The organism is Turicimonas sp. TL08 (assembly GCF_054660695.1).
In genome coordinates this window covers 37,494-64,308 of the sequence record NZ_BAAGDP010000014.1, presented here as the reverse complement: position 1 = coordinate 64,308, position 26,815 = coordinate 37,494, and the positions used below count along the sequence as shown (strand labels likewise).

The window sequence follows — 26,815 nt, the reverse complement described above, 5'->3', positions numbered from 1 at the left end:
AGGTTCTGCTTTCGTCCATTGTGATTTCGCCATGACTAGCTCCTCTTGCTTCGGCTGTCTACCGCACCGCGCAGTTCTGCCCGCCTTGTGTTGTAACAGACGCTCTGAGAGCGTTGGTCTGAGTTCCCGCAACAGTCATGAGACTAATCACCTCTACTTACATCGTTAATGTTCGGTCCTTCGAGTTGCCTCTACTATGACCTCGGCTGACTTCTGATTTAACATCCAGTTCTCTCTCGAGCCCTGTAGCCAGTGGCATTAAATCAGACCTCCCCAGGTATGACGCCATTCTTTCCCGCCTGTCCATCGGATCTACGTCCTAGGGTCCTGTATGAGTATTGGGCGTTGGGTATTTCAGCCCCCAAACCCGCCTAGACCGCCTCATATCCGCTTCCTGTTCGTTGAACATGCGTTTTGCTATCAGCTTCCTTCAGACTTAACGTCGCCGTTAAACCCTTGCCGAGTCGCTAACCCTTCCCCTCATCGGGCAGGTTCGGGATTTACACCCTAAAGAAAGGCGCCCTGCTGCGCGCACTGAAAAAAAGGACCGGGACGGACCCGATCCTTAACCCTTTTTTTCTTAGGAGTTTACTTGCTGATTATTTGTTTTTTTTCAAAGATGCTGTGATAGCGTCAGCGGCTTCAACACCGGAAATAATAGCCCAGGAGTTCATCATGGCTGTCATGGAGTCTGCACCGTTAGCGCCGCCGACAACGCAGCCTGCGCCGTAAAGGCCAGGAATTGGTTTGCCGTTCTTGCCGATAATCTGCATATTAGCATTGGCTTTTAAGCCGCCTAATGTAGTAGCAAAACGCGGTTTCTGTTCAACGATGTAGTATGGGGCCTTGATTAATTCTTTCGGGTCTTTGCGGCCGAACTGAGTATCTTTGCCGGCTTCAGCCATCTTGTTCCATTCGGCAACTGTGGCTTCCAAGTTCTTAGCATTGATGCCCATAACTTCGGCAGCTTTTGCCAAGGAGTCGGATTCAACCATCACCGGTTTGCCGTTGTTGACGATCTTCAGCCATTTGCGAAGTTCAGCTTCATCCGGAACCAACTTGTCTTCCAAGCTCTTAGCAAGATAACGCTTGTAGCCGGCGGCGTCCATAACCAAGTACATGATCTTGTCTTTCTGAGCGACTGTGATATCTGTCAATTCGCCCAAAGAGGCTCTTTCATTAATGATGCGCTTGCCGTCGCTGTTGACATAAATCGCGCCTGTGTCATTAATAGTGGCTGTGGAGCTTGCTGTAGCGGCTAAACCGTGGTTAGGTGTTGTTTCAACGCCTTGAGGATAGACCTTGACTAAGTCCATGTTGATGTCCTTAGCACCAATCTTGCGGGCCATTTCGTAACCTTGACCGGCATCGCTATCCAAACCATAGAAGAGGAATCCCTTGAGAGTCGGAGGAAGCATCTTGGTGTTGGCGCCGAAACCGCCGGATGCAAGAATTGTGTCTTTAGCGTAAATCTTGATTTCGTCACCGGCTGCGTTAACGGCTTCAACGCCGCGTACGCGGTGATCTTTGTAGATAAGTTTAGTGGCTTTAGTTTCCATTAAGATCTTGCCGCCATGGTCAGTCAAGATGGCAGCCATTGTCTTAATGAAGTTCGGAGAGCGGCCAGTTACGCCCAACTGTCTTTCGGCAGAGTGGTCAGGATACTGCGTTGCTGCAGGGCCATAGGGAATCTTCAAATCATCGATAAGCCAATCGACAACGCCGCCGACTTTATGGGTAACCATATTGACGAGAACCGGGTCGTTCTTGTTCTTACCGACTTTCATGATGTCTTTGAAGGCCAATTCAGGAGAGTCTTTCGTTTCCTTCATGACTTCTTTTTGATAGCGGGAACCTGTAGCGATCAGAGTACCGGCATTCAAAATGGTATCGCCGCCGAGAGTCGGCATTTTTTCGATAAGAATTGTCGGGAGGCCGTTGAGCTGTGCACGTACGGCAGCAGCCATACCTGAAGCACCGGAGCCGACGACGACAACGTCAGTCTTGTAGGTAACTTCCATGCCGCTCGGCTGTTTCTTAACGGGCTTCTTATAATATTCGGAAGGTTGTCCGCCTGCGGCCTTAACTGCGTTTGTAGCAGCAGCCTGAATAGCCATGCTTGTCAATGTAGCACCTGCGACATTGTCAACTCTGAGAGATTGAGTCTTGACGATTTCTGCAGGAACTCTTTCCATGGCAGCATCCGATACCATGGCAGTTTCACCGCTCTTCAATACTTTGACTGAAGCGATTTTGCTGTCCTTGATCACAACTTGAACTGTCAAGGGGCCGTTTTTGCCGTTTGCAGTTCCTTCATATGTGCCGTCTTTTGCTGCAGCTTGTACAGTTGCTGCTAAAGCGAAAGAGACGGCTGTAGCGATCAATAACTTTGTGGGTCTCATGTTTTCTCCTGATGGGTATAAAACGTTTCTGATTGTAAACAACAATAAGGTTGTTACTATTGATGCAAACCCTTACAAAGTTAAATTTCAGTTCTATTCTCAATTTTCGCTTGGTGGAATTCGACCTCAAATCTTTCCGAATATGATTGAAAAAAAAACGGGGTGAGATATGAACTTCATTAAAAAGACATGGGGTTGGATGTTCCTTCTTCTGACGGTGGGTACGTTCGTGTTTTGCTATTTGGGCTCTCCGTACTGGGCGGTTTATTCAATCAAACAAGCTCTTGCAGATAAAAATCAAGAAGTCATTGACTCTTATATTGATTTTGATAGTTTAAGGACAAATCTAAAAAATCAATTAACGAATCAAGTGGAGATGCAGTTTGCGGAAAAACAACAAAAACCAATAAATCAGGTCATTCAAGCATTTTCTTATGAAGCAATCGATAACCTTGTCGATCAATATGTGACGCCTGAAGGCATCGAAGATTTGTTTTCCGGTACGAACAAGCTGCAAACGATAAAGAAAGAATTCAAACCTGAAGAATCCACGAGCGCCAAGCAAACCAACACTCAGAAAAAATCATCTTCTAACGTTACTTGGTCTTTGAATTACGGAGACAATACCAACCAATTTTTTGCAATCATTAGACCCAATCAAAAGGAGAACGATAAAATTGAAGTTTCTCTTGTAAGAGAAGGCTTTTTTGATTGGAAGGTTAATAACATTCTTCTGCCGTTCAAATTTAATTAATTGAAGCTATGCCATTTTTGTTTGCTCAAAACGTCGTTCCTGCCGTTCCTGTTTGGGGAGAAAAGGATATTTATTTTCCAATTAACCGGGTTTATTGCATCGGAGCCAATTACTGGGATCATGTCAAAGAAGTTGGCGCTGAAGGAAGAGAAAGACCGTTCTTTTTTGCTAAACCGGCCGATGCCGTTCAAGTTTGCAGAGAGGGAAAGTCAATTGATATTCCTTATGCCAGAAATACGGAAAACCTTTGCTTGGAAGTTGAACTGGTAATTGCTATCGGCAGGAATGCCCCGGAAGCCGGAGAGATTCCCGTCGCGGAAGCGGATAATTATATTTATGGCTACGGAGCGGGGATCGATTTTACCAAGAGGGACTGGCAAAATATTCTTAGAGAGCATCGTCAGCCCTGGGAACTAGCAAAAGGATTTGATGCTTCCGCAGTTATTTCTGAAATCCGAGACAAACATAGAATGCCGGATATGGACGAAGCCGTTCTTTGGCTCTATGTTAATAATCAAGAACGCCAAAGAGGCAATACCAAAGAGATGATCTGGAAGATTCCTGAAATTATTAACGAGCTTTCTAAGAATTTCCGCTTGATGGCCGGAGACCTAATTTATACAGGTTCTCCAAAAGGAAGCGGCCCTATTGAGGCCGGACAGTCCTTTGAAGGAGGAGTAAACGGTGTCGGGACATTCCGAGGCTTGATTACACCAAGACATTAACTTACCGGAGTGACTTTTACCTGAATTTGATCCGGTTTTAATCCTTTTCCGGTCGGATCAAGTTCCATATCGTATTTGCTTGGAAGGATAGGGGTTCCGTCAATGAGCCCCGTCTCGCCAACCAGTGCCGCAATAGCGGTTCCTAATTCCGCAACCGCACCTGCATAGAAATAGCTGCTGTTGTATCTCAATACAGAAGTGAAATTCTTCGTTCCAACTCGATAAAGTTTCTTTGAGTCGTTTGAACCGGCGGGATAGAAAGGAAAATCGACAATAAAGACCGGAAGATCGGATGGTTCAGCTTTTACTCCTGCCGCAGGTTTTACACCATTGTTCTGGAGTGTCTGCCAACGGTATTTCGCACTTGTACCGCCGCCGAAACGTTTGGCATTTTCTTCGGAAATATCAGCTTGCATTACCATTGGCGCACCTTCAATCCAACCATGTTTAGACAAATAGTTGGCAATGGAACCAATGGTATCAGCCGCAGAATTGTTGATATCAATTTTACCGTCGCCGTCGAAATCCACTCCAAACCTTTTAATAGAGGAGGGCATGAACTGAGGCAGGCCTACGGCACCTGCATAAGATCCTAAAATCTCCCGAGGTTTAAATTGATTGTTATTAATAAAGACCAGATACTCTTCCAATTCTTTTTTGAAGAAGTCTGCTCTTCGCTTGTAATCAAAGCTTAGGGTAACAAGAGAGTCCAATACTTTCCAGGATCCCGTGTTTTCTCCATAGCGAGTTTCAACTCCGATAATTCCGACGATAACCGCCGGATCCACGCCAAATTCTTTTTTTGCTCTCTCTAGAGTTGCTCGGTTTTCTTCCCAGAAACGGGCACCAAGATTTAACCTGTCGCGTCCGAGGAAAATGGCTCTGTATTTTTCCCAGTCACGCCGAGAGTCTCTTGTGCCGGGTTTAAACTTCTTCGGAGTCATGAGCCGTTCGATTTTCGGCTGATATGTTGCCTCGTCAAGAACTTCTGCCATCCATTGACTGTCCAGACCTCTTCTGCGGCTAACATCAGCAATGAATTTCTTCACGTCCGGACGTTCGCTGTAGCGCATGGCCTTTTCCGCTGAAGTAGAAGACATAGACTGAGCAAGCGCCAGCCCGGAAAAGACAGATAAAGAGACAACTCCAGCTAATAGTAATGGGCGTCTAAACATATAACATTACCTCCGATTACTCTAGCCTAAATCATTCTTGTACAGCAGACAATAAATCAAATAGACGATGAGACAGTTACACTGAATGGATTATAGTCGTTAGGAGACTAAATACATGGTATAAACCATAACATAGTGTTCCTTAATGTTGCGGAAACTTCTCTATGGGAGGAAGCCGTGAGCTTGCTAGAATTCCTAAAAAGCGAAGAAGATTAACATTTATGGCTAAAACAGCATTCTTTACTCATGAGGCTTTTCTTAAGCACAAAATGGGAGATATGAATCCGGAATCTCCGGCTCGGTTGGAGAAAATCAACGAGCTTATGTTTGCTTCAGGTGCCGATGATTACATTGAAAAGCATACAGCCGTCAGAGTTTCCCTCTCTGATATGTTATCTGCGCATGATCCTGACTACATCCAGTATTTATCCCGCATGTCTCCCCAAGAGGGAGTAACGGTTATTAATGAAGATACGGCGATGAATCCATACACATGGGAAGCGGCTCAATTTGCAGCAGGGGCTGCATGTGCCGCCGTCGACGGTGTTATGGAAGGAAGGTTTCAACGAGCTTTTTGTGCAGTCCGCCCACCCGGACACCATGCACATCGGGATCATTCCGGTGGTTTCTGCTTCCTTAACAATATTGCTATAGCCGCTTTGCATGCATTGGGCGTCTATCACTTGAAACGTGTTGCTGTCGTTGACTTTGATGTTCATCATGGAGACGGTACTTCCGACATCCTCGGAGGACGGGAAGATGTCTTGATTTTGGACGGATTCCAAAACGCTTTATATCCATATGCTCACTTGCATCACTGTCCTTCCAATGCGATTTATTCAGCATTTGATGAAGGCACCGAGGGAGAGGCTCTCCGAAAGACGATGGATGAAGTTTGGTTTCCGGCCTTAATGGACTATCAGCCGCAGCTGATTTTAGTATCGGCCGGATTTGATGCTCATCGTGAAGAGGATCAGGCCCAATTACTCATGATTGAGAAGGACTATGCTTTTTTAGGTCGCCGTTTGGTGAACGTGATGGAATCGCTCCCTGACTGCAAAGGAGTCGTTGCTTGTCTCGAAGGCGGATATTCCATGTCTTCTCTGTCCAGAAGCTGTGTTTCCTTTGTCAGACAACTAGCCTCATAGAGTTTTTTGATCTTTGATTGAAACGGATTAACGCGGCAAGTAAAGAAAGCGGTTGAAAGATGCGTTCCATGCTTTCCGAGGACGTCAGCTCTAATGTCGAAAAAGAGTCAGTTTTGAGAAGAGTTATTGAAAATTTAATTATTGATAATTGGTGATTATTACTTCTTTTCCCGATCTCTTTGCTGCGTTTCTGTTGATTAGCCGTTTAACGTCTAACGGTTCAATCAAATATTCTTTATACAGCTCTCTAACAAGGGGAACATCGTTGTTCGAGAGCATTACATAAGCTCCTAGTTTGTCTAAGCGACGAAAAAGAACGGCTAAACGATCGTGGTCTTCATAAGAAAAACCAATCTTTGTATAGTCAGTAAAGTCAGCAGAGTGGCTTTCCGGAACGTATGGACTGTCGAAATAGACAAAATCGCCCGGACCAACGTTTTTGCAGGCATCTTCAAAATCGGAACACAATATCGTTACGTCCTGTTCCTTAAGGAATCGAGAAATCGCTTCTATATTATTTTCGTCTAAGGATTTACCGGTCACTTTGTTGTTGTAAGGGACATTGAAGAAACCTTGGCTATTGACCCTATACAAGCCATTAAAACAATGTTTGTTAAGCCATACCATGAGAGCTGCACATTCCGGATCTAATTCCTTTGATGTAATTTTCCGGTTATACCGCTCTCTAATCTGGTAGTAGTACTTCTTATCACAAGCAACTTCATCCAATGAGTTCACAATAGAAATTATTTCTGAGGGACTATGCTTTAATTGTTGATAAAGATTAATCAGTTGCTCATTCGTATCGTTAATGACCGCACTTTTTGGTTTGAGCGATAAAAAAAATGCTCCTGCGCCGATAAACGGCTCAAAGTACGTATTGTAAGTTTGGGGAACTTTAGACATTAACGCCTCTAAAAGTTGTGTCTTCCCGCCGGCCCATTTGAGCACAGGTGACATGACTTTTGTTGGCATCCTCGTTCCTTTCCAAAAATTGTATTTCTCCACGTAGATATTAATGCAATTCACAAAAAACTATTTCTGCCAAACTTTTCTTTCTATACAAAATTGCCTTTTTCTTAATAAGTAAATATTTTGTGTACTCAAAAAGTTTCACACTCTTGTCAAAAGGGACGTTATAGTTTAAAAATACCTAGGTATAAACACTTAGGAGTTCGGTTTTAAGATGCCTAGCTTTGACATCATTTCTGATATTCATTTAGACCACCTAACCGGTACGGGAGATAAAGGGTTAGAGTTTATAGACTCTGTCTTTGAAAATCCGACAGCACCTAATTTGCTGATTGGCGGTGATGTGGGTTTCCAAAGTGATTTTTATTCCTCCTATTTCTTTGATTTGGTAAAAAAGAAATATGAAAAGGTTGTCTGTATTCTCGGCAATCATGATTATTGGGGATTTGATCTTAATACCGAATCTCCTTGGAAGTATTGGTCCGAAAGATATAACGCTCCTAATATTCATTTTCTTAGTCTGAGCGAGCCGAATGAAATCATTATCGATGACACTGTACTTATCGGAGGTACTTTATGGTCGGAACTGGATCCTGTCTATGAAGTTCTTATTCAGGCCGCATTGAATGATTTCAAAGCCATCAAGAAATTTTCATTGGAACAATATAAGGCTCTGTATAACTTAGAGTTAGAAAATTTAAAGAAACAGATAGACAAATTTTCTGATCAGAAGACTTTGATTTTGACTCACCATGCCCCGACTTACCAAACAACAGAGCGCTGGTCGCAGAGTCCAATTAAGAGCTGCTTCTGTACATCTCTTGAGGACATTATTTTGGATAATCCTCAGATTAAGGCATGGGTTTTCGGGCATTGCCATGAGTCTGACGTCATTCACATCGGACAGGCCAAGGTATTAGAACATTCGTTCGGTTATTACAACGCTAATAACCAGTCTTTTAAACCCCTGCACTTGGAAATCTAAAGAAAAACTCCAACCTTTTTACAGATTGGAGTTTTCCTGCAAGCTGGCTCAGCGCGAGGCCGAGCCGGATAACATTAGCTCAAGCCAACAAATTTACCGTTAACAACGTCAATAGAGTAGGCTGCCGGTTTTTTCGGCAGGCCAGGCATTCTCATAATGGCGCCGGTTGTAACAACGATGAAGCCTGCACCGGCGTTGAGGATAAGTCTTTGAACCGGAAGAGTGAAGTCCTTCGGAGCACCTTTCCAGCCGGGTTCATGAGAAAGAGAGAATGGTGTTTTGGCAATGCAAATAGGCAGCTTGCTGAAGCCCAAAGCTTCGATCTTAGCCAAGTCTTTTTGAGCTGCGGGAGAGAATTCAACATCTTTACCGCCATAAACCTTTGTGTTAACTTCTTGAATCTTTTCAAGAACTGTCTGGTCAAGGTTATAAGCAAAGTGGAGAGGCTGAGAGCCTTCTTTGACTGCTTCAATTAATTCCTTGGCTACGTCTACAGCACCTTCTCCGCCTTTGGCAAAGCCGTCGCTGACAGCAAATCTCGCACCTAAAGCCTTGCATTCATTGCGAACAACCTCGATTTCATCTTCCGGATCGCCGAAGAAATGATTGAGGGAGACGACTACCTGTTGGCCGAAGTTCTGAAGATTCTTGATGTGAGCTCTCAAGTTCGGCAAGCCGGCTTTTAAGGCTTCCATATTCGGTTTTCCGATTTCAGGAAGAGCAACGCCGCCGTGCCACTTCAGAGCTTTCAAAGAAGTTACCAAAACGGTAGCGGCAGGCTGAAGACCTGTTAAACGGCACTTGATGTCATAGAATTTTTCAGCGCCTAAATCGCTGCCGAAGCCTGCTTCCGTGATAGCCCAGTCGGCAAGTTTCAAAGCTGCTCTTGTTGCCGCAACGGAGTTGCATCCGTGAGCGATATTAGCGAAAGGACCGCCATGAACGAAAGCAGGGACACCTTCCAATGTTTGGACAAGGTTTGGAAGCATGGCGTCCTTTAATAAAGCCATTAAAGCGCCGGTTGCACCGAGTTCACCGCAAGTGTAGGCAGAGCCGTCTTTTTTGATACCTACGACTAGACGATCAAGTCTGGCACGAAGGTCAGATTCGCCGTCAGCTAAGCAGATAATTGCCATGAGTTCACTGGCAGCAGTAATATCAAATCCTGTCTGAGCCGGTGTTCCGTTTGCTAAGCCGCCGAGACCGGTAACGATGTCTCTCAAAGAGCGATCATTAACGTCGAGAACACGTCTCCAAGTAACTTCCTTAAGTTCAACTTGACCTTGATGTTTTGCATTGTCAATTAGAGCAGCTAAAAGGTTATTGGCTGCTGTAATTGCATGGAAATCGCCTGTGAAGTGGAGATTGATGGACTCCATTGGAACGACCTGAGAGTAACCGCCGCCGGCAGCTCCGCCCTTCATACCGAAGGATGGGCCGAGAGAAGGTTCTCTTAAAGCTAAGCAAGCGCTTTCACCTAATTTTTGAAGAGCTTGAGCTAAGGCAATAGAAGTTGTTGTTTTACCAGAACCTGCAGGCATTCCGGAAGTTGCCGTAACAAGAATAAGTTTGCCTTTAGGGTTTGATGTATCGATTTCAACTTTTGCTTTATCACGGCCGTAAGGAATGAATTCTTCTTCTTTCAGGCCAATTTTTTTAGCTAATTGATCAATAGGGATGAGGGTCGCTTGTTGAGCTATTTCAATATCTGTAAGCATTGAACAGTTCCTTGAAGAATCATTGGTGGGTAGTGCGTGATTTTAGCTTACTAGCTCTATCGTTTTTAAAATCTTCAGTTCGTTGATTTGTTAATAACGATGAATACTTACAGCCGAAAAGATTACCTACACGGGAACTGTTCAAATAAAGCCTCGGAACGCTACTTTTTCTTCTTTTCTTTTTCTAGAACAACTTTAATACCATGGGTGAATTCAAACATCAGACTTCCGACTTGGAAATCCATCGCAACTTGATGGCGATGCGAGTTCAAGATATCAGGATTAGGTTGTTCAGCATCCGGGCCAAAAAGCTTATACATAAAGAGCGTGCTTAAGCCGCTTACAATTTGACGGGCATCTTCAGGATTTTTGTCCACTTCCGTACAGATTAAAGTCCAGTATTCGTCGTAAGCGGGCTTGAGAGTTTCGGGGACGTATTTGTTGACAAAGGCCGAAATCAGTTCTTCGTTTGGTTCTCCGCTGTCTTTTGCAGTTTGGTTACGAAGAATTTCTGTGAAGCAAGCGGCAGCAAACGGAGCATATTCTTTGCTGAATTCGGCCATTCTTTTCTTCTTACCGAAGAAGAAAGGCACATAAAAATCTGAGGCTTTTAAGAAAGACTTATATCTAGATTTAGAGAAGTGATCGTAGACTCTTTGTACTGCACTGATTTCTTGTTGAGTTGTCATAGTGGAAACCTGATTAATTTGTTCAAATTGTATTGGATTGCCAGCGAGGTTTTACCGGTTAACACAGAAAACTTCAAAATCAGAAAGAAAATTTAGAACGTTGAGGACAATAGTGGACTTTGTACATTAGCTGAATGCATTTAAATGGTGCTGCTCAGATAAGAGGCAGAAAAGTCAGTAAAAAGATTCGGTCAAAGAAACAAGGAGGTTCCGTAGGCTAGGGCAGCATAGCGTGCAAATTTTCCAATGAGAATCAGGACAGCAGTTAAAATCCAGTTCACTCTTAACCATCCTGCAGCAAGGGGGAAAGCATCACCGATGATAGGCACCCAGGTAAACAGAAGACAAACAGGCCCCCACTTCTTGAAGAGTTCTATTTTTTTTTGATCAACTTTATTTGGAATAAGCAAACCTATGAAGTAAGTAACCAAGGCGCCCAGTGTGTTCCCTGCTGTTGCAACAAGCACGATGTCCCATAGTCTCTCTTTCCATTCTGTCATTCCCCATACCACTAAGGCTTCGCTTCCTCCGGGCAAAAGGGTGGAGGAAATAAAGGCACTTGTAAACAGAGATATTAAAAAAGAGGTAAAGGACATGTTCGAAACTGAAGATAGGAACAGAGGAATTCTACCTGCTTGGAAGGTCTCTCTTCCAGTCTGGCGAAGATGCAGTATTTGTCCGAGACAAAGCCTTACCAATATCAACAACTTAGCTTTTTTTAGCCCGTTAATGGATTTTTTCGCTTGTATAATTTTCCGAGAATTTTTTCACAGGAAAAAAAATGAAAATCTTAGTACCTGTAAAAAGGGTGGTAGACGCCAATATCAAGGTTAAAGTCAGCCCTGAAGGAACCATTGAGACAGCCTCTCTCAAGAAGGCTATGAACCCTTTCGATGAAATTGCTCTTGAACAAGCCGTTCAATTGAAAGAGAAGGGCGTTGCTAAAGAAGTTGTCGCCGTTTCTATCGGAAAATCCGACAGCTCTGAAACGTTGAAAGTTGCTTTAGCAATGGGTGCAGACAGAGCAATTCTCATTGAAACGGAAGATGTTATTGAACCGCTTGGAATTGCTAAGCTTATCAAGGCACTGGCTGAAAAAGAAAATCCGCAGTTAATTATCGCCGGTAAACAAGGCGTTGATACCGATGCTAACCAGGTTGGTCAGATGCTTTCTGCTTTGTGCGATTGGCCTCAAGCCACCCACGCTTCTTCCTTAGAAGTAACCGGTGACAAAGCTAAAGTGACTATTGAAGTTGACGGCGGTTTGGAAACTTTGGAATTGACTCTGCCCGCGGTTGTTACCTCTGATTTGAGACTGAGCGCCCCGCGCTATGTCACATTGCCGATGATGATGAAGGCGAAGAGAAAACCGCAAGAAGTTATCAAAGCAGATGCTCTCGGCGTCGATCTCAAGAAACATGTTGAGCTCTTGACTGTTGAAGCTCCGGAAGCAAGAAAAGTCGGCGTAATGCTCTCCAACGTAGATGAGCTGATCGACAGACTTAAAAATGAAGCTAAAGTTTTATAAGGAAGCAGAAGATGGCAGTTTTAATCATAGGTGAACATAACGGGAGCGTGTTAAGCCCGTCTGCAGCTAACTTAGCAGCAGCCGCTTCTGCGATTTCTTCTGATGTAGATGTTTTAGTGATGTGCCAATCCGGTGAAGCGATTGCTTCGGAGGCTGCAAAATTAAGCGGCATCAGAAAAGTCCTTCTTGCCGAGGGAGAGCAGTTCAGTCATCCTATTGCAGAGAACGTTTCCGCCCAGGTTCTCCAAGTTGCTAAAGATTATTCTCATATTCTTTTTGCAGCTGACTCATTTGGCAAAGCAGCTTCTCCTAGAGTGGCAGCCAAACTTGATGTCGCTCAGATTTCGGAAATTATTAAAGTTGTCTCTGAAGATACTTTCAAGCGTCCGATTTACGCTGGTGCTGCTATTGCAACAGTAAAAAGCTTAGATCCCGTCAAAGTTTTAACCGTACGTGTTACAGCATTTGATCCGGTTGGAAAAGAAGGTTCTGCTTCCATTGAAAAAATAGAAGCAGTACCCGGTACCAATAAAGTAGTTTTCTTGGGAGCGGAAAAAGTTGAAAGCAATAGACCTGAACTTCAATCTGCCAAGATAGTTATCGCCGGCGGAAGAGGCTTGGCAAACGAAGCGGAATTCGCTGAAATGGAACAGCTTGCCGATAAGCTGAAAGCTGCAGTTGGTACTACTCGTGCAGTGGTCGATGCCGGAATGGCTCCTAACGACTGGCAGATCGGTCAGACAGGTAAGATTATCGCCCCTGACTTATATATTGGCTTAGGCATTTCGGGTGCTATCCAACATATCGCCGGTATTAAGGACGCTAAAGTCATCGTTGCGGTGAATAAAGATCCGGAAGCCCCGATTTTTGACGTGGCTGATTACGGATTGGTAGCTGATGCAATGGTCGTCATCCGTCAGTTGCAAACAAAATTGTAATAATCCTCGGGCTTTCCTATTTTAACCGTTTGTTTGATTGGTAAAAATCAGATAAAATCACGGGTTTTAAAAGGGAAAGCCCCTTAGTTTTAAACGTTTTTACACTGAACCTAGTATATTTTTAGAGGTATTTAAACATGGTCGTTATTCGTCTGGCTCGTGGCGGCTCCAAGAAGCGCCCCTTCTACAATATCGTCGCGACCGACTCCCGCAATCCACGCGATGGTCGCTTCAATGAACGTATCGGTTTCTACAACCCTGTAGCTTCCGGTCAGGCAGTTCGTTTGTCCATCAATGAAGCCAACCTCAACAAGTGGATCGCCAACGGCGCCAAAATGAGCGAAACTGTTTCTCGTCTTTACAAAGAATTCAAGAAAACAGCTGCTCCTGCCGCTTAATTGAGACTTTAAGACTTATTAAGTCGTGGAAGACACAAAGAATTCCGCTGCTGAGCCTATAGCGCTCGGTGCTTTATGTGGTGCATACGGCTTGAAAGGCTGGGTGAGAGTCCTTCCTTTCCAAGACGGTGATGCGTTGCTGGATTCTAAAAATTGGTTTCATTTAACCCACGGCGGCGAGCCTCAGCCCATGACGATGGAAAGTGCCAAGTTTCATGGGAAGGGGATTGTGGCTAAGTTAAAAGGAATCGATACTCCGGAAGCAGCAGCTGCTCTAAAAGGTGCTGTTGGTCTTCTGAGAGAAGATTTCCCAGATTTGGGAGAGGATGAGGTTTACTGGGTCGATATCATCGGCGCTAAGGTCGTGAATACCAAAGGCGAAGAAATCGGCACAGTTAGATCTATTACCGACAACGGTGCTCATGATGTTTTGGAAGTTAACGGCGTCAAAGGAAAAATGATTTTGATTCCGCTGGTTCCGGAGTATGTTGAGCTCGTTGATATGGAAAAGAAAGAAGTTACGGTTGATTGGTCTCTTGATTGGGATTAATTAATTTTTATGAGAGTTGACGCAGTCACACTTTTTGAGCCGATGTTCTCGGCTATTACTGAGAACGGAATTACATCCAGGGCTCTCAAAAACGGGCTTTGGTCTCTGAAGTGCTGGTCTCCTCGCGATTTTGTTCATGATGCGCATCGAACGGTTGATGACAGACCGTTTGGCGGCGGTCCCGGAATGATTATGAAGGCTGAGCCTCTGGCTTTGGCAGTCGAAGCAGTCCGTGCCGACGGTAATCATGGAAAAGTGATTTCTTTTTCTCCAACCGGAAAAAAGCTGGATGACGATGATGTCAAGGCTTTCGCAGAAAGCAACCAACCTTTGGTTTTTGTCTGCGGAAGGTATGAGGGAATCGACCAAAGATTTTTAGATTCTTTTGTTGATGAAACTTATAGCATCGGAGACTATGTTTTATCCGGCGGTGAGTTGCCAGCGATGGTTATGCTTGATGCGATTGTCAGGAGACTTCCGGGAGCAATCAAAGATTTATCTGCTTCAGACGAATCTTTTTCTACCGGATTGTTGGATGCTCCTCACTACACTAGACCTGAGGTCTGGAGAGGCAAGGAGATTCCGGATGTTCTTATCTCGGGACACCATAAGAACATTGATGCCTGGACAAGACAGCAAGCGTTACAAATAACCGCCACAACACGTCCTGAAATGATTAAAATAGCGCGTTCTAAAAAGCTGCTGTCCAAATCGGATGAAAAGTTTTTGGAACAATTTTGTATATAGTCAGTTAGTTGCTGACGATTAAAATCCATCCTCTCTGCAGGCAAAGATGAAAAGAACTGCATGAAGATGGTCATTGGAGATATTCATGAATATTATTGAACAACTTGAAAAGGAAGAGATTGCCCGTCTTTCTGAAGGCAAGACTTATCCTCGCATCAACCCAGGCGACACAGTAGTTGTCAGCGTTAACGTTGTTGAAGGTAACCGTAAACGTGTACAGGCTTTCGAAGGCGTAGTTATCGCTATTCGCAACCGCGGTTTGAACAGTGCTTTTACTGTTCGTAAGATTTCCAGCGGCGAAGGTGTAGAACGTACATTCCAGCTTTATTCTCCGATCATTGCCGGTATCGAAGTTAAGCGTCATGGCGCTGTCCGCCGTGCCAAACTTTACTACTTGCGTAACTTGTCCGGTAAGGCAGCAAGAATTAAAGAAAAATTGGTTCGCAAGGCCTAATTTTCAAAAGATTAAAACTAAAGCTTTCCGCAAAACCGCAGACATCAAAACCTGCGGTTTTGTTTTTTCTGCAGACAAAAAGATGCCGCTGTTCCCAGCGGCGAATTGCATTATTTATTTAAGGTTCTTGCCAGTAAATCTCTTTAACTTTTACCCTCTTAAAACGCATCCGATTAAATCCGCAGTATGCATTAAATCGTAGGTTTGAGAGTCATCAAAGGCCGCGAAGACTTCACCAATCTTATCTGTGATGACGTACATATCTTCCGGTGTCTTTTCAATCCAACCTAACGCCAAAAGTTTAGCCAGTTTACGTCTTACAGTTTCACGAGGAATGCCTGTCACATCAGAGATGGAGAGGGCATTGCACGGAAGCAATGGTTTCGGCTGATTTTCGTACTGCGGCTGATATCCTCTTCTCTCATCAAAGTGACGTTCCGTATTTCTAGAAGCAATTTCACCAAGAACCAGGCAGAGAGTTAAATCACCGTCATAAGCTTGATACATAGCTCTAAGTCTGCTGGTCATAAATCTAAGCATGAGAACGGACAGCAAGTCGCGGTGTTGAGCATAGACGGTTGGAGATACGCCGGCTGGAATATGCATTTGTGGGAGTTCCGTCGGAAACGCTGCTCTGTCCCTAGGTGTGCGATGAGTTCTTAACATTTCAGACTCCTTCTTATTGATTAAGTGTTTTTACTACGTTGAATTCATCATAAAGGGAATTCCCGAATTAAGCAAGAAGAAAAATAACATAAAAATACCGTAAATACGGTAGCATATAAGGAAAATATCTTATATTTAGTGTAAAAACAATTAGTTATGCACGCTAATGGGATTTTGTTGATTTCATAATACGGGAAAATTTACCCCAAAATGGGACAATTACCCTCATGCCAATATTGGCTCTTGTCGCTGCAGTTTAAAATTTTTTGAAAAAATCTAATTAAAAACAAGAAGATATAAAAAGAAATAGGGAATATACCTAGTTATTGTTAGATTTGTAAGAAAAAATAGAAAAAATTAAATCACTTAGGAGGCGAATTGTCAACTAGGGGGAGAATTTGCTATCAGCTTTTCTTAGCTATTTACTCCCCTCTCTACTAATTTGGGAAACTATCCTCTTGATTATTAATCTTTCTTTTGGTTCGGAATTTTGTTAGTAATTTGTCTGAAAAAACGTATTTTTGCAATCAACAAAAAACCGGAGAATCATCTCCGGCTATCGAATTATTAATAATTTTTGGGTTTTAGCGTTCCTTCTGCCAGTTCTTTATATAAGGCATAGCGTTCCGGATCGATTTCATGACTTTCTACAGCTGCTTTAACAGCACATTGGGGTTCTTCCAGATGCCTGCAGTTTGTAAATCTGCAGTGTTCCACTCTATTTTTTATTTCTGGGAATCCTCTCATGATGTCATTCAATGTCAGGTGGGCCAAACCAAATTCTTGGAAACCCGGAGAATCAACGATAGCCCCGTCTTTACCAAATTGGAACCAACGGGTCGATGTAGTCGTTTGTTTTCCGAGGTTTAAGGCCTTGGAATATTCCTGAGTCTTTTGTTCCGCATCCTTTACCAATAAATTTAGAATTGTGGATTTGCCCATACCTGATTGGCCGATGAGAAGAGTGATGCGATGTTCGAATAACGGGATGAGCTTTTCTTCCGTTTCTTTTGGATGTGCAGTAGCAGAGACTTCAACAATTGAGCATCCCAATTCTTTCAGTTGTTCAATAAACGGGCGAACTTGGTTGTCGTCCTCGATGATATCGGTTTTGTTACGAATAATCAGCATAGGAATATCCGCTGTTTCCGCCGCAAGGATGGCCTTCCAAATAAATCTAGGGTTATACGTCGGCCTGGTGGCAAAAACTAAAGCTACCTGGTCTATATTGGCAGCTAAAGGCTTTGTTCTGAATTCATCGCTGCGATATAAAAGAGATTTCCTTTCTTCCACTGATTCAATAGCAACTTGCTCATCTGAAGATTGTTTGCATTTAACCAAGTCTCCCACGACCACATCTTTCTTTTTGCCGCGTCTGATAGCTTCATAGATTTTTCCGGTTTCATCTTCAACGAAACTATGTTTACCGTGAGTGGCAATGACTCGGGCCACAAAATCTTTACTGTTGCTCATTTTTAACTATCTTCTCGATTGCGTTAATTCTGGTTGATGCGTCCGGATGGGAGCTATAAAAAGCAGAATAAACAGGATCCGGCGTTAAAGTTGAAGCATTATCACTGAATAGCTTAACTAGGGCTGTAATCAAGCTTCTGCCGTTAGCATTTTCAACTGCAAATCTATCAGCTTCGAACTCGTGCTTTCTAGAGGACAAACTAGCAAGAGGAGTGAAGGGGAAGGTGAAAACGGGTAGAACTAAAGAGAAAAGAATAAGAGCTACCCCGTGGCTGGTTCCATCATTTAATACAACCCCAAGCCCCTCGTAAAACCAGTCAGCTTCGGAGGCTAAGTCAAGCAAAGCAAATACAACAAAAGCAAGAGCAAAAGAAACGGCCATCATTTTGTAGATGTGTTTTAGCTTGTAATGTCCTAATTCATGGGCAAGTACAGCCTCAATCTCATCTGGTGTAAGTTTCTTGATTAATGTGTCAAAAAAAACAATGCGTTTGTTTTTGCCGAATCCTGTCATATAGGCATTTCCTTTAGCATTTCTTTTTGAGGCATCCATTACGTAAAGCCCATTAGATTCGAAACCAACTTTCTGAAGAAGGGAATTGATCTTGTTATAGAGATCTCCTTCCGGAAGGTTCTCGAACTTATTGAATAAAGGCGCAATGAAATTTGGATAAATCCAAAGAACGGCAAAATTGAATGCAACATAAAAAGCCCAGGCCCATAGCCACCACAAACTTCCAGCCGCTTGCCAGAGCCAGAAGATTACGGCTAAAAGAGGCAATCCAAGAGCTATGCTGAGGAGGGTTGAAATACCTAAATCTTTAAAGAACTGAGATTTTTTCATGGTATTAAAGCCGTACTTTTCTTCAATCTTGAATTGGCTGATCCAAGAGAAAGGGAGATCCACTAAGGAAGAAATCAAGGCAAAAACGCCGACAATTAAAATTTGGGACCAGATTCCGTTTCCCAACCATGACGTAAAAAAGTCATAAATCAGTTGAATGAGACCGCCGAAAGTAGCAATGAGAAGAAAGAGTAAGGAAACCCATCTTTCTTTTTGAGAAAATCGAATGGTTTCAATGGAGTAATCGGCTGCTTTTTGATGGGCCTGGAGAGTTATTTTTTTTGAAAAAGCTTCAGGGACGGCTGATCGATGTCTAAGAATGCTGGCTATTTCTCTCTTATCCAGCCATAATTTCAAGCAAGTGTTGATCACTAGAAAAACAATAAAAAGAATAGAAAAATCAATTGCCACTGGAGTCTCTCTGGTAAATAAGGTCAGACAGAATAATACTTCATCGTATTCTCCATGACGCTGCTTCAGCTTTGATTTGAGTAAAGAATTCCACGGCTTAAGTTAGTACTGTGACAACGTAGTCTTTCTCAAGAACGGTTAGAATGTTTTCAATTTCGAAAACAAAGAATAGGACTTTAAAAATGTCAGGATTTATGCCCGAGATTCCGCGCTCACCACTCTTTAATGAAGATAATCTCATTTGGATGGATTTGGAAATGACTGGGTTGGAACCGCAAGTCAACCGTATTTTAGAAATGGCAGCAGTTATTACGGATCCTCAATTGAATGTGATTGCAGAGGGGCCGGTTGTGGTAATTCATCAAACACCGCAAGTATTAAACGCAATGGACTCTTGGAATACAAGTCATCATACAAAATCTGGTTTAGTCCGGAAATCTCTTGAAAGCGAAATTGATGAGGCACAGGCGGCAGACATTTACTATCGCTTCTTCTCTCAGTATGTTTCTCCTAGGAAGAGCCCGCTATGCGGCAATTCCATCGGGCAAGACAGAAGATTCATGGCGCGTTGGATGCCGAATCTCGAGCAGTTTTTCCATTATAGAAATATCGACGTTTCATCAATTAAGGAGTGTGTTAGAAGATGGGCTCCTGAAGTCATGAAGAAGTATGTGAAGACCTCAAAACACGAGGCCCTTTCGGATATCTATGATTCGATTGAGGAGATGAAGTTCTACAGAAAAGAGATTATGAAAATCTGATTTTTGTTTTTCTTTCTTCTTCTAATTTCATTTATTGAACAATCGGAAGAACTGAAATATCGAATTGCCCAGTACTTAGAGAAAATGGTAAGACTTCCCGTTTATTTGACGAAGAAGATTAGAGATTTCTCTTTAAGGAAAGAGCAAGAATAAATTTAAGCTGGCGATTTTTTTATCGCCAGCTTTTCAGAGGAACTTTTCTAAGCAATTTTGGAAAGTTCTTTTGCTAAGAACAAACCCTTGGTTACTTAGCTTTGGGTTGAGTATTCAGCAATGTTATCAAGGATGAAGTATCCCAGCGTCCGCCTCCGCGGTTCTGAATCTCGGCATAGAATTGATCAACCAAAGCGGTAACCGGAAGAACTGCTCCGGTTTTATTTGCTTGTGCGAGACAAAGACCTAAGTCCTTGCGCATCCAATCAACGGCAAAACCAAAATCAAATTGATTCAAGTCCATTGTGATGCCGCGATTAGCCATCTGCCAGCTTCCGGCTGCGCCTTTCTCCAGTACTCCCAGAACTAACGGCATATCTAAGCCGGCTGTCTTACCGAAAGCAATCGCTTCAGACAACCCTTGAACGATGCCTGCAATACAAATCTGATTGCACATCTTTGCAAGCTGTCCGGAACCGGAAGGCCCGATTCGTTTGATTGAGCATGCGAAAGCATTGGCAACAGGGATACATTGATTGATGACGTCCTCATCGCCGCCGCACATCACGGTTAATACACCGTTTTCTGCACCGGCTTGCCCTCCGGAAACCGGGGCGTCAACAAAGTTAAGACCGAGTTCTTTGGCCTTGGCATAGAGTTCTTGTGCAACAGTGGCAGAGTCAGTGGTGTCATCCCACAAAACTGCACCTTTTTTCATGCCAGCATACGCTCCGTTTTCGCCCAACACTACGCTTCTCAAGTCATCATCATTGCCGACGCATACGAAGACAATGTCGCAGTCTTGAGCAGCTTCTTTTGGGGTTAAGGCCATTTTGCCGCCGAATTCTTCAACCCACTTCACCGCCTTAGAAGTGGTGCGGTTATATACCGTTACTTCGTTACCGGCTTTGGCAAGATGGCCTGCCATCGGGTAGCCCATCACGCCTAAGCCGATAAAGGCGGCTTTGATCCCTGTTTTATTTTGATCTGCCATTATTTGCGACCTCTTTCTTTGGTAACTAAAGTGGCAATAGTAACAACCTTTCTAGCTACTGCGGAAGTCGGGTCAACAATTGCAACTTTTTTACCATCGATATCAAAGTTGTCGTCTTCATCCAAAATGAGCGGAAGTTCGGTGCACCCTAAAATCAAAACGGTAGCAGCCTTGTCCTTAACTAAGTGTTTAGCTGCTTCTAAAAGCTGATCGCGGCAGACTCCGGTTGTATATCCTGCCTTAACGCCTTTTTCGCCGTAAATGGCTTCCATGACGTATTTTTGATATTCCGGATCCGGACGTACACATTTCAAGCCCATTTCATCGGCTTTCTTGCTGTAAATTCCGGTTTCGCAGGTTCCGTCAGTGGCCATCAAACCGATAACGGCTTTTTCGCCGAATTTCTTCTTGATTTCTTCCAGCGTTGTTCTCTGCATGTTAATGATTGGAACATCAAGATGAGGAACAATTGTTTCAATGTAGGCGTGAGCAGTATTGCACGGGAACACGATGGCATCGACCTGGTCGGCTTCTAACTTCTTGCAGCAGGAATAAAGAGAAAGAGTTGGGTCAATTCCGCCGTGAAGCAGGTATTTTGTGCGATCAGGAATCTGCGGGTTCTGCTCAATAACGACTTTAAAGTGATCCTGGTCTATTTTTGCCGGAGTCGCACGAGTAATCTTGTCATAAAGGTCAACGGTGGCAGCCGGTCCCATACCGCCGACAATACCGAGTTTAAAGGGCTTAGGAAGCGGTTCCCATTTCTTGGTGCAAAGATAGTGGGCGTAGGCTCCGACAATATCAATCAAACGGAAACCGGCAGCATTTAATGCATCTGCATATTCAACTTGACCGGTGCAGGACGGCAGAATGAGTTCTGCGCCTTTTTCCTGCAGACTCTGACAGCCTTTTCTTAAGATGGACAGTGCTTCTTCTTTTTGTTCTTCACTAAGATTCTTGTCAAAGAATTTGAGCTCATATTCTTTCAGCATTTTTTGAGCATTTTCTTCGGCAACAACCCATTCAACTTTGGCAATACCTTCGAAAGAGTGTTTAACAGCTTCAAATTTTGGCTCAGAGGCTAAGCCAAGATAACCGAGTTTGAGTCCTTCTTTATTTTTAAGAGACTCAGCTACGGCTTTGCCAATATTGGCAATCGGAGTTGTAAATTCAACTTGGAGCTCGCTCAAGAAGGTGAGGGCCTGGAAATTGGGAAGGGCAACAACTTTGACGCCGCGATCGGCAAAGTATTGAACTTCATCATAGACTCTGCACTTCCTGTCGCCTTCTTTTACTAGCTTTGATGCATCGGCAGGAGGGCATTCCCATTTCAAACGAACAGATTCAACCTGAGGATTTTCACTTCCTTCAGTAGGTTCATTATGAATAGCAGCGGTAAGTTTTTCAACGAAGAAAGAGGGGCAGATGGCGCCGGAAATGGCAATAATGTTATGCAGGTCAGACATGATTGTAAATACTCTCAAAAGTCGTAAACAAGTTTTAAGAGTATAAAACGACAAAGCCCGCTTAGCAGCGGACTTTTGCTCTTGACTATTTCGTTTTTTAGATTATTTTTTTTCCTGTTTTGGTTTTTCAATCTCTCCATCAAGGATTTCGTCATCCATCGAGTTGCTGTCGTTAATTGAATTTTGAGACAGCTTATCCAGAATCTTCTCAGTTTCCTCAGTGGGTTGATTCTGAGCGTTAACGGAAGCTGAGATGGAGAGCCAAGTCTTACTCATCGCAATCCCAACGGCAATTACAACCGGGCCAAGAATAATTCCCATAAAGCCGAATGCTATGATTCCGCCGAAAACGCCCAAGTAGATTAAAGACAGTGGGAGAGAAGCGCCTTTGGAGATCAGCAGAGGTTTCAAGAAGTTATCAACACTGGAAACAGCAAGCGAACCCCACAAAACGAGGAACACCGCCATTCCAACTTGACCTTGGTAATAAAGCCAAATCGCTGCCGGACCCCAAACTAACGGTGGTCCAATTGGGACGGCAGAAAGCACGAAGACCGCAACACCGAGAGTGACAGCGCCCGGCACTCCGGCTATTAAAAAGCCAATGAAAGCAACAATGCCTTGGCCGGCAGCGCTTCCAACGATTCCAAATACAACGCTTCTTGTTGTATTAACAATGATGTTTCTTACTTCTACAGCTAAGTTGCCGCTCATGCGCGTCAGTAGAGCAAGACTTTTGTCTGCAAGGTAGTCTCCGTCTCTATAGAAGAAGAAAATGATAAAAATCATCAGGAACAGTTGGAAAAGACCGTCGCCTAACATCACTGCGCCTTTAAGGAGTATTTTGCTGACAGGATCAAAGAGTTTTTGAGCTGTAGCTGCTAAATCTTCCCGATTGCCGATAAAACTGTCGAGCTGTCCGTAAAGCCAGTTTCCAACCCACGGAATATCTTTGATTTCATTTGGCAAAGAAAAGCCAGAGGCAATCCACTCTCTGACCATAGAAATTAAATTAGGTATCTGTTGGGCAGAAACAACAGAAAGGCCTGTAATCGGGATAACGATTAAAACGGTCAATAGAAAGACAAGAATGAAGCTGGCTAACAGGTTCCTGTTGCCGCACCATTTTCTTATCATTTTAAAAAGAGGCCAGGAAACAATGGCAATCACAGCCGCAACTGAGATGGCCGTAGCAAAAGGCCAAACGACTAAAAAGCAGCCGATGGCAATAAAGAAACCGAACAGGACCCTGACGATTACATCGACTCTATCCTTGAATGAGAGGAAGCCAACCAGCTTCGGAAGGTTTGAGTTTTCTATTTTATTGTCAGCCATAGTGGACTCGTCTAATTTTTAAGGCCTCGGGCATTTAGTGTTCCTGAATTTTTGGGAGCTCTTTCATCGAACAGCAAGGCGTTCTTCCTTGTTTATGTAAAAACGCTGTTCCCCAAATATACATGGATTCCAAAATCGGACGTAAAGATTCACCTAATTCGGTCAAAGAATACTCTACTTTTGGCGGGACGACAGCGTAAACCTTACGGCTTAGAAGGCCGTCCTCCTCCAATTCTCGCAGCTGCTTAGTGAGCATTCTGGGAGTAGCTGCGGTGACTTCCCTCTGAAGATCCGAAAAACGAAGAGTCTTTCCAACCAAGTTCCACAGAATAAGCGCTTTGTATTTTCCTCCGATGAGATCCAGAGTTTTCTCTACCGGACAGCAGTTCTGAGGCTTATTTTGATTTGAGCATTCTTTTGCCATTAAAACGTCCTAAGTATATTTTTGGATACTATATTCCTTTCTTGGTAGTTCTTGCTAGTTTGAAAGTATTGAATAAAATGTTCTTGCAAATAAAGGAATAGAAATGAAAGAACATTTTGATGTCACGGGGATGAGCTGTTCTGCATGCTCTGCCAGAGTGGAAAAGGCCGTTAAAGAACTAAATGGAATTGATGATGTAAATGTTAATCTCTTAAAAAATTCCATGGTGGTTGATTTTGATCCGACCAAAACAGGCACAGACCAAATCGAGGAGGCTGTGAAAAAAGCAGGATATTCCGCAACCGCTAAATCTGAAGAAAGAGGCAAAGGAACGGCAGCTCCTTCTAAACCTCAAGAAGACGTCCAGGCAGAAGAACTCAAGAGCATGGAAACACGTCTTTGGGTATCCATCGTTTTCAGTGTTCCTTTGATGTACATTGCTATGGCACCGATGGTCGGATTGTCAAATCCTTCTTTTTTAAGCGGACATCAGAACGCTGCCGTCAATGCATTGACCCAGTTTCTCTTAACTATTCCCGTCGTTTTTATTAACTTCAAATTCTTCAATATCGGATTCCGTTCGTTGCTTGCACGAGCTCCTAATATGGATTCTCTTGTAGCCATCGGTTCTGCCGCTTCCGTTTTTTTCGGATTGTTTGCGCTTTATATGATGCTTATAGGCTTGTCAGCAGGCAATCAAGAACTCGTTGCCAAGTATGCACATAATCTCTATTTTGATTCCGCCGCAATGATTCTTACACTGATTACCGTAGGTAAGTATTTTGAAGCAAGAGCGAAAAAGAGAACTACTAATGCTATTTCCAAACTATTGGAATTAGTTCCGGATACTGCGGTCGTTCAAAGAGACGGAAAAGACATCGAAGTGTCCGTAGATGAAATCCGCCCGGATGAAATTGTTGTTCTGAAAACCGGACAAAGAATTCCGGTCGACGGAGTTGTCAAAGAAGGGAGCGGCTCGATCGATGAATCTTCATTGACCGGAGAAAGCCTTCCGGTGGAGAAGGAAGCGGGGTCAGTACTATCCGGAGGAACCTTGGTCACGCAAGGGCATTTTCTGATGCAAGTAACAAAGGTCGGAGAAGACACAGCCTTGGCTCAAATTATTAAGCTGGTAGATGAAGCTACTTCCTCAAAAGCTCCTGTGGCGAGACTGGCTGATAAAGTTTCGGGAATTTTCGTCCCAACGGTAATTGCGCTTGCCGTTATTGCTTCAGTGACTTGGATGCTTATAGGATATTCTTGGGAATTTGCTCTCATGATTGGAGTATCCGTTCTCGTTATTTCTTGTCCTTGTGCGCTGGGGTTAGCTACACCGACAGCGATCATGGTTGGAAGCGGGAAAGGGGCTGAGCAGGGAATCTTATTCAAATCAGCTGAGGCGATTGAAAGCAGTGAAAAAGTCAATGCTGTTGTTTTAGATAAGACAGGTACGGTTACTGAAGGGAAACCATCCGTGACCGATATCGTGTTATTTAACGGCCAAACTCTGGATGAATTACTTCAAAAAGTTTATGCCGTAGAGAGTAAGTCCGAACATCCTTTAGCCAACGCTATCTCCAACTATTGCGCTGAAGTTCAAATCTCTCTTTCTCCGTCGTCAGATTTTAAACAAGTGTCCGGAAGTGTTTCCGGTACAGTCGGAAATGAGAAAGTTGAAATCGGGAATCTTAAGGCTCTAAGCATCCAAAATAGTCAGATAACCGAACAAGCATTGTCATTGGCAAGGCAAGGAAAAACTCCGCTTATAGTCAAGATTAACGGTACACCGAAAGGAATTATTGCAGTTGCCGATCCAATCAAGCCTGACAGCAAAATTGCTATAGAGGCTATGAAAAAAGCAGGTCAAGAAGTTTGGATGGTTACCGGTGACAATGAGGTAACGGCCAAGGCAGTTGCTTCTAAAGTCGGCATTGATCATATTGAAAGCGGTGTTTTGCCTTCTGATAAAGAAAAAATTGTTCGCAGACTGCAAGGCGAAGGTAAAAGAGTCATCATGGTTGGCGACGGAATCAACGATGCTCCTGCATTGGCTCGAGCAGATGTTGGGATTGCTATTGGAGCCGGTACCGATGTGGCTATTGAATCTGCCGATATCGTATTAATGAAAAATCGTCTGACAGACGTTGTTAATGCAGAAAACTTGTCTCATTCAACGATGAACAACATCAGACAGAATTTGTTCTGGGCCTTCTTCTATAACATCATCGGTATTCCTGTTGCTGCAGGCGTGTTCTATCCTGTGCTTGGCTGGACGTTAAGTCCAATGATTGCGGCGGCTGCCATGAGCATGAGTTCAGTTAGTGTCGTAAGTAATGCTTTACGTTTAAGAGGCTGGAAGCCGAAGTTAGTTTTTAACCAAGAACAAAGAAAAGCAAGCAGCGCGAACGCTGCAGTGATTTCTGTTACGCTCAAGCAAGAAACAGCTTCTGTAGCTTTGCATTCCGCTTCACATACAAAAGCTGTGTTAATTGAAGGAATGATGTGTTCTCACTGCAGTTCTGCAGTAGAAAAAGGACTTTCTAAACTTCCGGGAGTTCAAAGCGTAAAAGTTGATCTAAAGGATCAGTTGGCAACGATTGTTTTTAACGGAGAACTGAGCGATGAGACGATTAAATCCACTGTTGAGAAGCTGGGATACCAAGTTGTGAAGATTGAAGATCTTGCCGTTCCTGAAAAGCCTGAAGTTTTGTCAAGAACGCAGGCTCAGGAAAAGAGCGGCCTAATTGCAAAGCCTGTGCTTCATACAAAGAAAGTTGTTATTGAAGGAATGATGTGTTCTCACTGCAGTTCTGCGGTAGAGAAAGGACTTTCAAAACTTCCGGGAGTTCAGAGCGTAAAAGTGGATCTTGAGAATAAGCTGGCAACCATTTGCTTTGACGGAGAACTAAGCGATAAGACAATTAAATCGACCGTTGAGAAGCTGGGATATGCAGTTGAGAAAATAGAAGAATAATCAAGAAAAACGGGCTGACGATTTACTTCGAATCCTCCCGTTTTTCTTTTCGAAAGGTCTGTTGAAAAGTGACAGATCTAATTATTCAGGCATTTACAACCTGATTATTAAGTTTTTCATGCCTTGAAAAG

25 protein-coding genes are annotated in these 26,815 nt (G+C 43.5%); 12 read left to right on the top strand and 13 right to left on the bottom strand.

Annotated features, from left to right (window positions below; genetic code table 11):
* Nucleotides 1–599: 599 nt before the first annotated feature.
* Entirely contained in the window at nt 600–2,402 is a 1,803-nt protein-coding gene (locus tag ACYQ4O_RS08580) for an FAD-binding protein (protein WP_308514005.1), read from the bottom strand.
* 169 nt (nt 2,403–2,571) lie between these two features.
* On the opposite strand from ACYQ4O_RS08580, the gene ACYQ4O_RS08575 reads away from it, so the two are divergent.
* Together ACYQ4O_RS08575 and ACYQ4O_RS08570 are read left to right on the top strand one after the other, a co-directional pair.
* Nucleotides 2,572–3,156: a DUF2939 domain-containing protein gene (locus ACYQ4O_RS08575; RefSeq protein WP_460175334.1), complete on the top strand. Its 585-nt coding sequence runs from the start codon at nt 2,572–2,574 to the stop codon at nt 3,154–3,156.
* Nucleotides 3,157–3,164: 8 nt separating this feature from the next.
* Nucleotides 3,165–3,881 (top strand): fumarylacetoacetate hydrolase family protein, encoded by a 717-nt coding sequence (locus tag ACYQ4O_RS08570; protein ID WP_460175333.1) that lies wholly within the window; start codon nt 3,165–3,167, stop codon nt 3,879–3,881.
* Here ACYQ4O_RS08570 and mltB read toward each other — a convergent pair.
* Entirely contained in the window at nt 3,878–5,056 is a 1,179-nt protein-coding gene (mltB, locus tag ACYQ4O_RS08565; protein ID WP_308514008.1) for a lytic murein transglycosylase B, read from the bottom strand. The two genes, ACYQ4O_RS08570 and mltB, sit on opposite strands and share 4 nt — an antisense overlap.
* Nucleotides 5,057–5,277: 221 nt before the next feature.
* On the opposite strand from mltB, the gene ACYQ4O_RS08560 reads away from it, so the two are divergent.
* Entirely contained in the window at nt 5,278–6,204 is a 927-nt protein-coding gene (locus tag ACYQ4O_RS08560; protein ID WP_460175332.1) for a histone deacetylase family protein, read from the top strand.
* 138 nt (nt 6,205–6,342) lie between these two features.
* On the opposite strand, the gene ACYQ4O_RS08555 is transcribed toward ACYQ4O_RS08560, so the two are convergent.
* Nucleotides 6,343–7,179 (bottom strand): DNA adenine methylase, encoded by an 837-nt coding sequence (locus ACYQ4O_RS08555; protein ID WP_460175331.1) that lies wholly within the window; start codon nt 7,177–7,179, stop codon nt 6,343–6,345.
* A gap of 211 nt (nt 7,180–7,390) precedes the next feature.
* On the opposite strand from ACYQ4O_RS08555, the gene ACYQ4O_RS08550 reads away from it, so the two are divergent.
* Complete coding sequence (locus ACYQ4O_RS08550; RefSeq protein WP_460175330.1) at nt 7,391–8,161, top strand: metallophosphoesterase; 771 nt, start codon at nt 7,391–7,393, stop codon at nt 8,159–8,161.
* A gap of 74 nt (nt 8,162–8,235) precedes the next feature.
* Here ACYQ4O_RS08550 and ACYQ4O_RS08545 read toward each other — a convergent pair whose 3' ends face one another.
* The 3 genes from ACYQ4O_RS08545 to ACYQ4O_RS08535 all read right to left on the bottom strand — a co-directional run bounded on the left by ACYQ4O_RS08545 (nt 8,236) and on the right by ACYQ4O_RS08535 (nt 11,164).
* Nucleotides 8,236–9,879, bottom strand: a complete 1,644-nt coding sequence (locus ACYQ4O_RS08545; protein ID WP_460175329.1) for a formate--tetrahydrofolate ligase — start codon at nt 9,877–9,879, stop codon at nt 8,236–8,238.
* Nucleotides 9,880–10,040: 161 nt separating this feature from the next.
* Nucleotides 10,041–10,568, bottom strand: a complete 528-nt coding sequence (locus ACYQ4O_RS08540) for a hypothetical protein (protein ID WP_308514646.1) — start codon at nt 10,566–10,568, stop codon at nt 10,041–10,043.
* A gap of 191 nt (nt 10,569–10,759) precedes the next feature.
* Nucleotides 10,760–11,164: a YqaA family protein gene (locus tag ACYQ4O_RS08535; protein ID WP_460175328.1), complete on the bottom strand. Its 405-nt coding sequence runs from the start codon at nt 11,162–11,164 to the stop codon at nt 10,760–10,762.
* A 185-nt stretch (nt 11,165–11,349) separates the two neighbouring features.
* Between ACYQ4O_RS08535 and ACYQ4O_RS08530 the strand changes: the two genes are divergently transcribed.
* From ACYQ4O_RS08530 to rplS, 6 genes are all read left to right on the top strand, one after another.
* Nucleotides 11,350–12,096: an electron transfer flavoprotein subunit beta/FixA family protein gene (locus tag ACYQ4O_RS08530; protein WP_308514650.1), complete on the top strand. Its 747-nt coding sequence runs from the start codon at nt 11,350–11,352 to the stop codon at nt 12,094–12,096.
* An 11-nt stretch (nt 12,097–12,107) separates the two neighbouring features.
* Complete coding sequence (locus ACYQ4O_RS08525; protein WP_460175327.1) at nt 12,108–13,034, top strand: electron transfer flavoprotein subunit alpha/FixB family protein; 927 nt, start codon at nt 12,108–12,110, stop codon at nt 13,032–13,034.
* A 137-nt stretch (nt 13,035–13,171) separates the two neighbouring features.
* Entirely contained in the window at nt 13,172–13,432 is a 261-nt protein-coding gene (gene rpsP / locus ACYQ4O_RS08520) for a 30S ribosomal protein S16 (RefSeq protein WP_066591959.1), read from the top strand.
* 25 nt (nt 13,433–13,457) lie between these two features.
* A complete protein-coding gene (rimM, locus tag ACYQ4O_RS08515) occupies nt 13,458–13,982 on the top strand; it encodes a ribosome maturation factor RimM (protein ID WP_460175326.1) in 525 nt (174 codons plus the stop codon).
* A 9-nt stretch (nt 13,983–13,991) separates the two neighbouring features.
* Nucleotides 13,992–14,729: a tRNA (guanosine(37)-N1)-methyltransferase TrmD gene (gene trmD, locus ACYQ4O_RS08510; protein ID WP_308514657.1), complete on the top strand. Its 738-nt coding sequence runs from the start codon at nt 13,992–13,994 to the stop codon at nt 14,727–14,729.
* 85 nt (nt 14,730–14,814) lie between these two features.
* Complete coding sequence (rplS, locus tag ACYQ4O_RS08505; protein ID WP_066591966.1) at nt 14,815–15,183, top strand: 50S ribosomal protein L19; 369 nt, start codon at nt 14,815–14,817, stop codon at nt 15,181–15,183.
* A 150-nt stretch (nt 15,184–15,333) separates the two neighbouring features.
* Here rplS and ACYQ4O_RS08500 read toward each other — a convergent pair whose 3' ends face one another.
* The 3 genes from ACYQ4O_RS08500 to ACYQ4O_RS08490 form a co-directional block, all read right to left on the bottom strand.
* On the bottom strand, nt 15,334–15,849 hold the full coding sequence (locus ACYQ4O_RS08500; RefSeq protein WP_308514660.1) for a Crp/Fnr family transcriptional regulator: 516 nt from the start codon (nt 15,847–15,849) through the stop codon (nt 15,334–15,336).
* Between the two features lie 567 nt (nt 15,850–16,416).
* Complete coding sequence (gene rsgA, locus ACYQ4O_RS08495) at nt 16,417–17,322, bottom strand: ribosome small subunit-dependent GTPase A (RefSeq protein WP_308514662.1); 906 nt, start codon at nt 17,320–17,322, stop codon at nt 16,417–16,419.
* A complete protein-coding gene (locus ACYQ4O_RS08490; protein ID WP_308514664.1) occupies nt 17,309–18,577 on the bottom strand; it encodes a M48 family metallopeptidase in 1,269 nt (422 codons plus the stop codon). The genes rsgA and ACYQ4O_RS08490 overlap by 14 nt, the downstream gene beginning before the upstream one ends.
* A 182-nt stretch (nt 18,578–18,759) precedes the next feature.
* Here ACYQ4O_RS08490 and orn point away from each other — a divergent pair, with 182 nt between their 5' ends.
* Nucleotides 18,760–19,338, top strand: coding sequence for an oligoribonuclease (gene orn / locus ACYQ4O_RS08485; protein ID WP_460175325.1), 579 nt, complete (start codon nt 18,760–18,762; stop codon nt 19,336–19,338).
* Between the two features lie 244 nt (nt 19,339–19,582).
* On the opposite strand, the gene ACYQ4O_RS08480 is transcribed toward orn, so the two are convergent.
* From ACYQ4O_RS08480 to ACYQ4O_RS08465, 4 genes are all read right to left on the bottom strand, one after another.
* Nucleotides 19,583–20,485: an NAD(P)-dependent oxidoreductase gene (locus ACYQ4O_RS08480; RefSeq protein ID WP_460175324.1), complete on the bottom strand. Its 903-nt coding sequence runs from the start codon at nt 20,483–20,485 to the stop codon at nt 19,583–19,585.
* On the bottom strand, nt 20,485–21,951 hold the full coding sequence (cuyB, locus tag ACYQ4O_RS08475; protein ID WP_460175323.1) for a cysteate racemase: 1,467 nt from the start codon (nt 21,949–21,951) through the stop codon (nt 20,485–20,487). The genes ACYQ4O_RS08480 and cuyB overlap by 1 nt, the downstream gene beginning before the upstream one ends.
* A gap of 102 nt (nt 21,952–22,053) precedes the next feature.
* The gene (locus ACYQ4O_RS08470; RefSeq protein WP_460175322.1) at nt 22,054–23,286 is read right to left on the bottom strand and encodes an AI-2E family transporter; all 1,233 of its coding nucleotides are present in this window, start codon (nt 23,284–23,286) and stop codon (nt 22,054–22,056) included.
* A gap of 34 nt (nt 23,287–23,320) precedes the next feature.
* Nucleotides 23,321–23,710, bottom strand: coding sequence for a winged helix-turn-helix transcriptional regulator (locus ACYQ4O_RS08465; RefSeq protein ID WP_460175321.1), 390 nt, complete (start codon nt 23,708–23,710; stop codon nt 23,321–23,323).
* A 103-nt stretch (nt 23,711–23,813) separates the two neighbouring features.
* Here ACYQ4O_RS08465 and ACYQ4O_RS08460 point away from each other — a divergent pair, with 103 nt between their 5' ends.
* Nucleotides 23,814–26,684, top strand: a complete 2,871-nt coding sequence (locus ACYQ4O_RS08460; RefSeq protein ID WP_460175320.1) for a heavy metal translocating P-type ATPase — start codon at nt 23,814–23,816, stop codon at nt 26,682–26,684.
* Nucleotides 26,685–26,815: the final 131 nt, after the last annotated feature.

Coding starts and splice junctions, on each gene's coding strand:
- ACYQ4O_RS08555 (WP_460175331.1), bottom strand. CDS start 7,179: ATGCCAACAAAAGTCATGTCACCTGTGCTCAAATGGGCCGGCGGGAAG.
- ACYQ4O_RS08540 (WP_308514646.1), bottom strand. CDS start 10,568: ATGACAACTCAACAAGAAATCAGTGCAGTACAAAGAGTCTACGATCAC.
- cuyB (WP_460175323.1), bottom strand. CDS start 21,951: ATGTCTGACCTGCATAACATTATTGCCATTTCCGGCGCCATCTGCCCC.
- ACYQ4O_RS08470 (WP_460175322.1), bottom strand. CDS start 23,286: ATGGCTGACAATAAAATAGAAAACTCAAACCTTCCGAAGCTGGTTGGC.
- ACYQ4O_RS08500 (WP_308514660.1), bottom strand. CDS start 15,849: ATGTTAAGAACTCATCGCACACCTAGGGACAGAGCAGCGTTTCCGACG.
- ACYQ4O_RS08530 (WP_308514650.1), top strand. CDS start 11,350: ATGAAAATCTTAGTACCTGTAAAAAGGGTGGTAGACGCCAATATCAAG.
- ACYQ4O_RS08545 (WP_460175329.1), bottom strand. CDS start 9,879: ATGCTTACAGATATTGAAATAGCTCAACAAGCGACCCTCATCCCTATT.
- ACYQ4O_RS08560 (WP_460175332.1), top strand. CDS start 5,278: ATGGCTAAAACAGCATTCTTTACTCATGAGGCTTTTCTTAAGCACAAA.
- mltB (WP_308514008.1), bottom strand. CDS start 5,056: ATGTTTAGACGCCCATTACTATTAGCTGGAGTTGTCTCTTTATCTGTC.
- rpsP (WP_066591959.1), top strand. CDS start 13,172: ATGGTCGTTATTCGTCTGGCTCGTGGCGGCTCCAAGAAGCGCCCCTTC.
- rsgA (WP_308514662.1), bottom strand. CDS start 17,322: ATGAGCAACAGTAAAGATTTTGTGGCCCGAGTCATTGCCACTCACGGT.
- rplS (WP_066591966.1), top strand. CDS start 14,815: ATGAATATTATTGAACAACTTGAAAAGGAAGAGATTGCCCGTCTTTCT.
- trmD (WP_308514657.1), top strand. CDS start 13,992: ATGAGAGTTGACGCAGTCACACTTTTTGAGCCGATGTTCTCGGCTATT.
- ACYQ4O_RS08460 (WP_460175320.1), top strand. CDS start 23,814: ATGAAAGAACATTTTGATGTCACGGGGATGAGCTGTTCTGCATGCTCT.
- ACYQ4O_RS08535 (WP_460175328.1), bottom strand. CDS start 11,164: ATGTCCTTTACCTCTTTTTTAATATCTCTGTTTACAAGTGCCTTTATT.
- ACYQ4O_RS08580 (WP_308514005.1), bottom strand. CDS start 2,402: ATGAGACCCACAAAGTTATTGATCGCTACAGCCGTCTCTTTCGCTTTA.
- orn (WP_460175325.1), top strand. CDS start 18,760: ATGTCAGGATTTATGCCCGAGATTCCGCGCTCACCACTCTTTAATGAA.
- ACYQ4O_RS08570 (WP_460175333.1), top strand. CDS start 3,165: ATGCCATTTTTGTTTGCTCAAAACGTCGTTCCTGCCGTTCCTGTTTGG.
- ACYQ4O_RS08550 (WP_460175330.1), top strand. CDS start 7,391: ATGCCTAGCTTTGACATCATTTCTGATATTCATTTAGACCACCTAACC.
- ACYQ4O_RS08575 (WP_460175334.1), top strand. CDS start 2,572: ATGAACTTCATTAAAAAGACATGGGGTTGGATGTTCCTTCTTCTGACG.
- ACYQ4O_RS08480 (WP_460175324.1), bottom strand. CDS start 20,485: ATGGCAGATCAAAATAAAACAGGGATCAAAGCCGCCTTTATCGGCTTA.
- ACYQ4O_RS08525 (WP_460175327.1), top strand. CDS start 12,108: ATGGCAGTTTTAATCATAGGTGAACATAACGGGAGCGTGTTAAGCCCG.
- ACYQ4O_RS08465 (WP_460175321.1), bottom strand. CDS start 23,710: ATGGCAAAAGAATGCTCAAATCAAAATAAGCCTCAGAACTGCTGTCCG.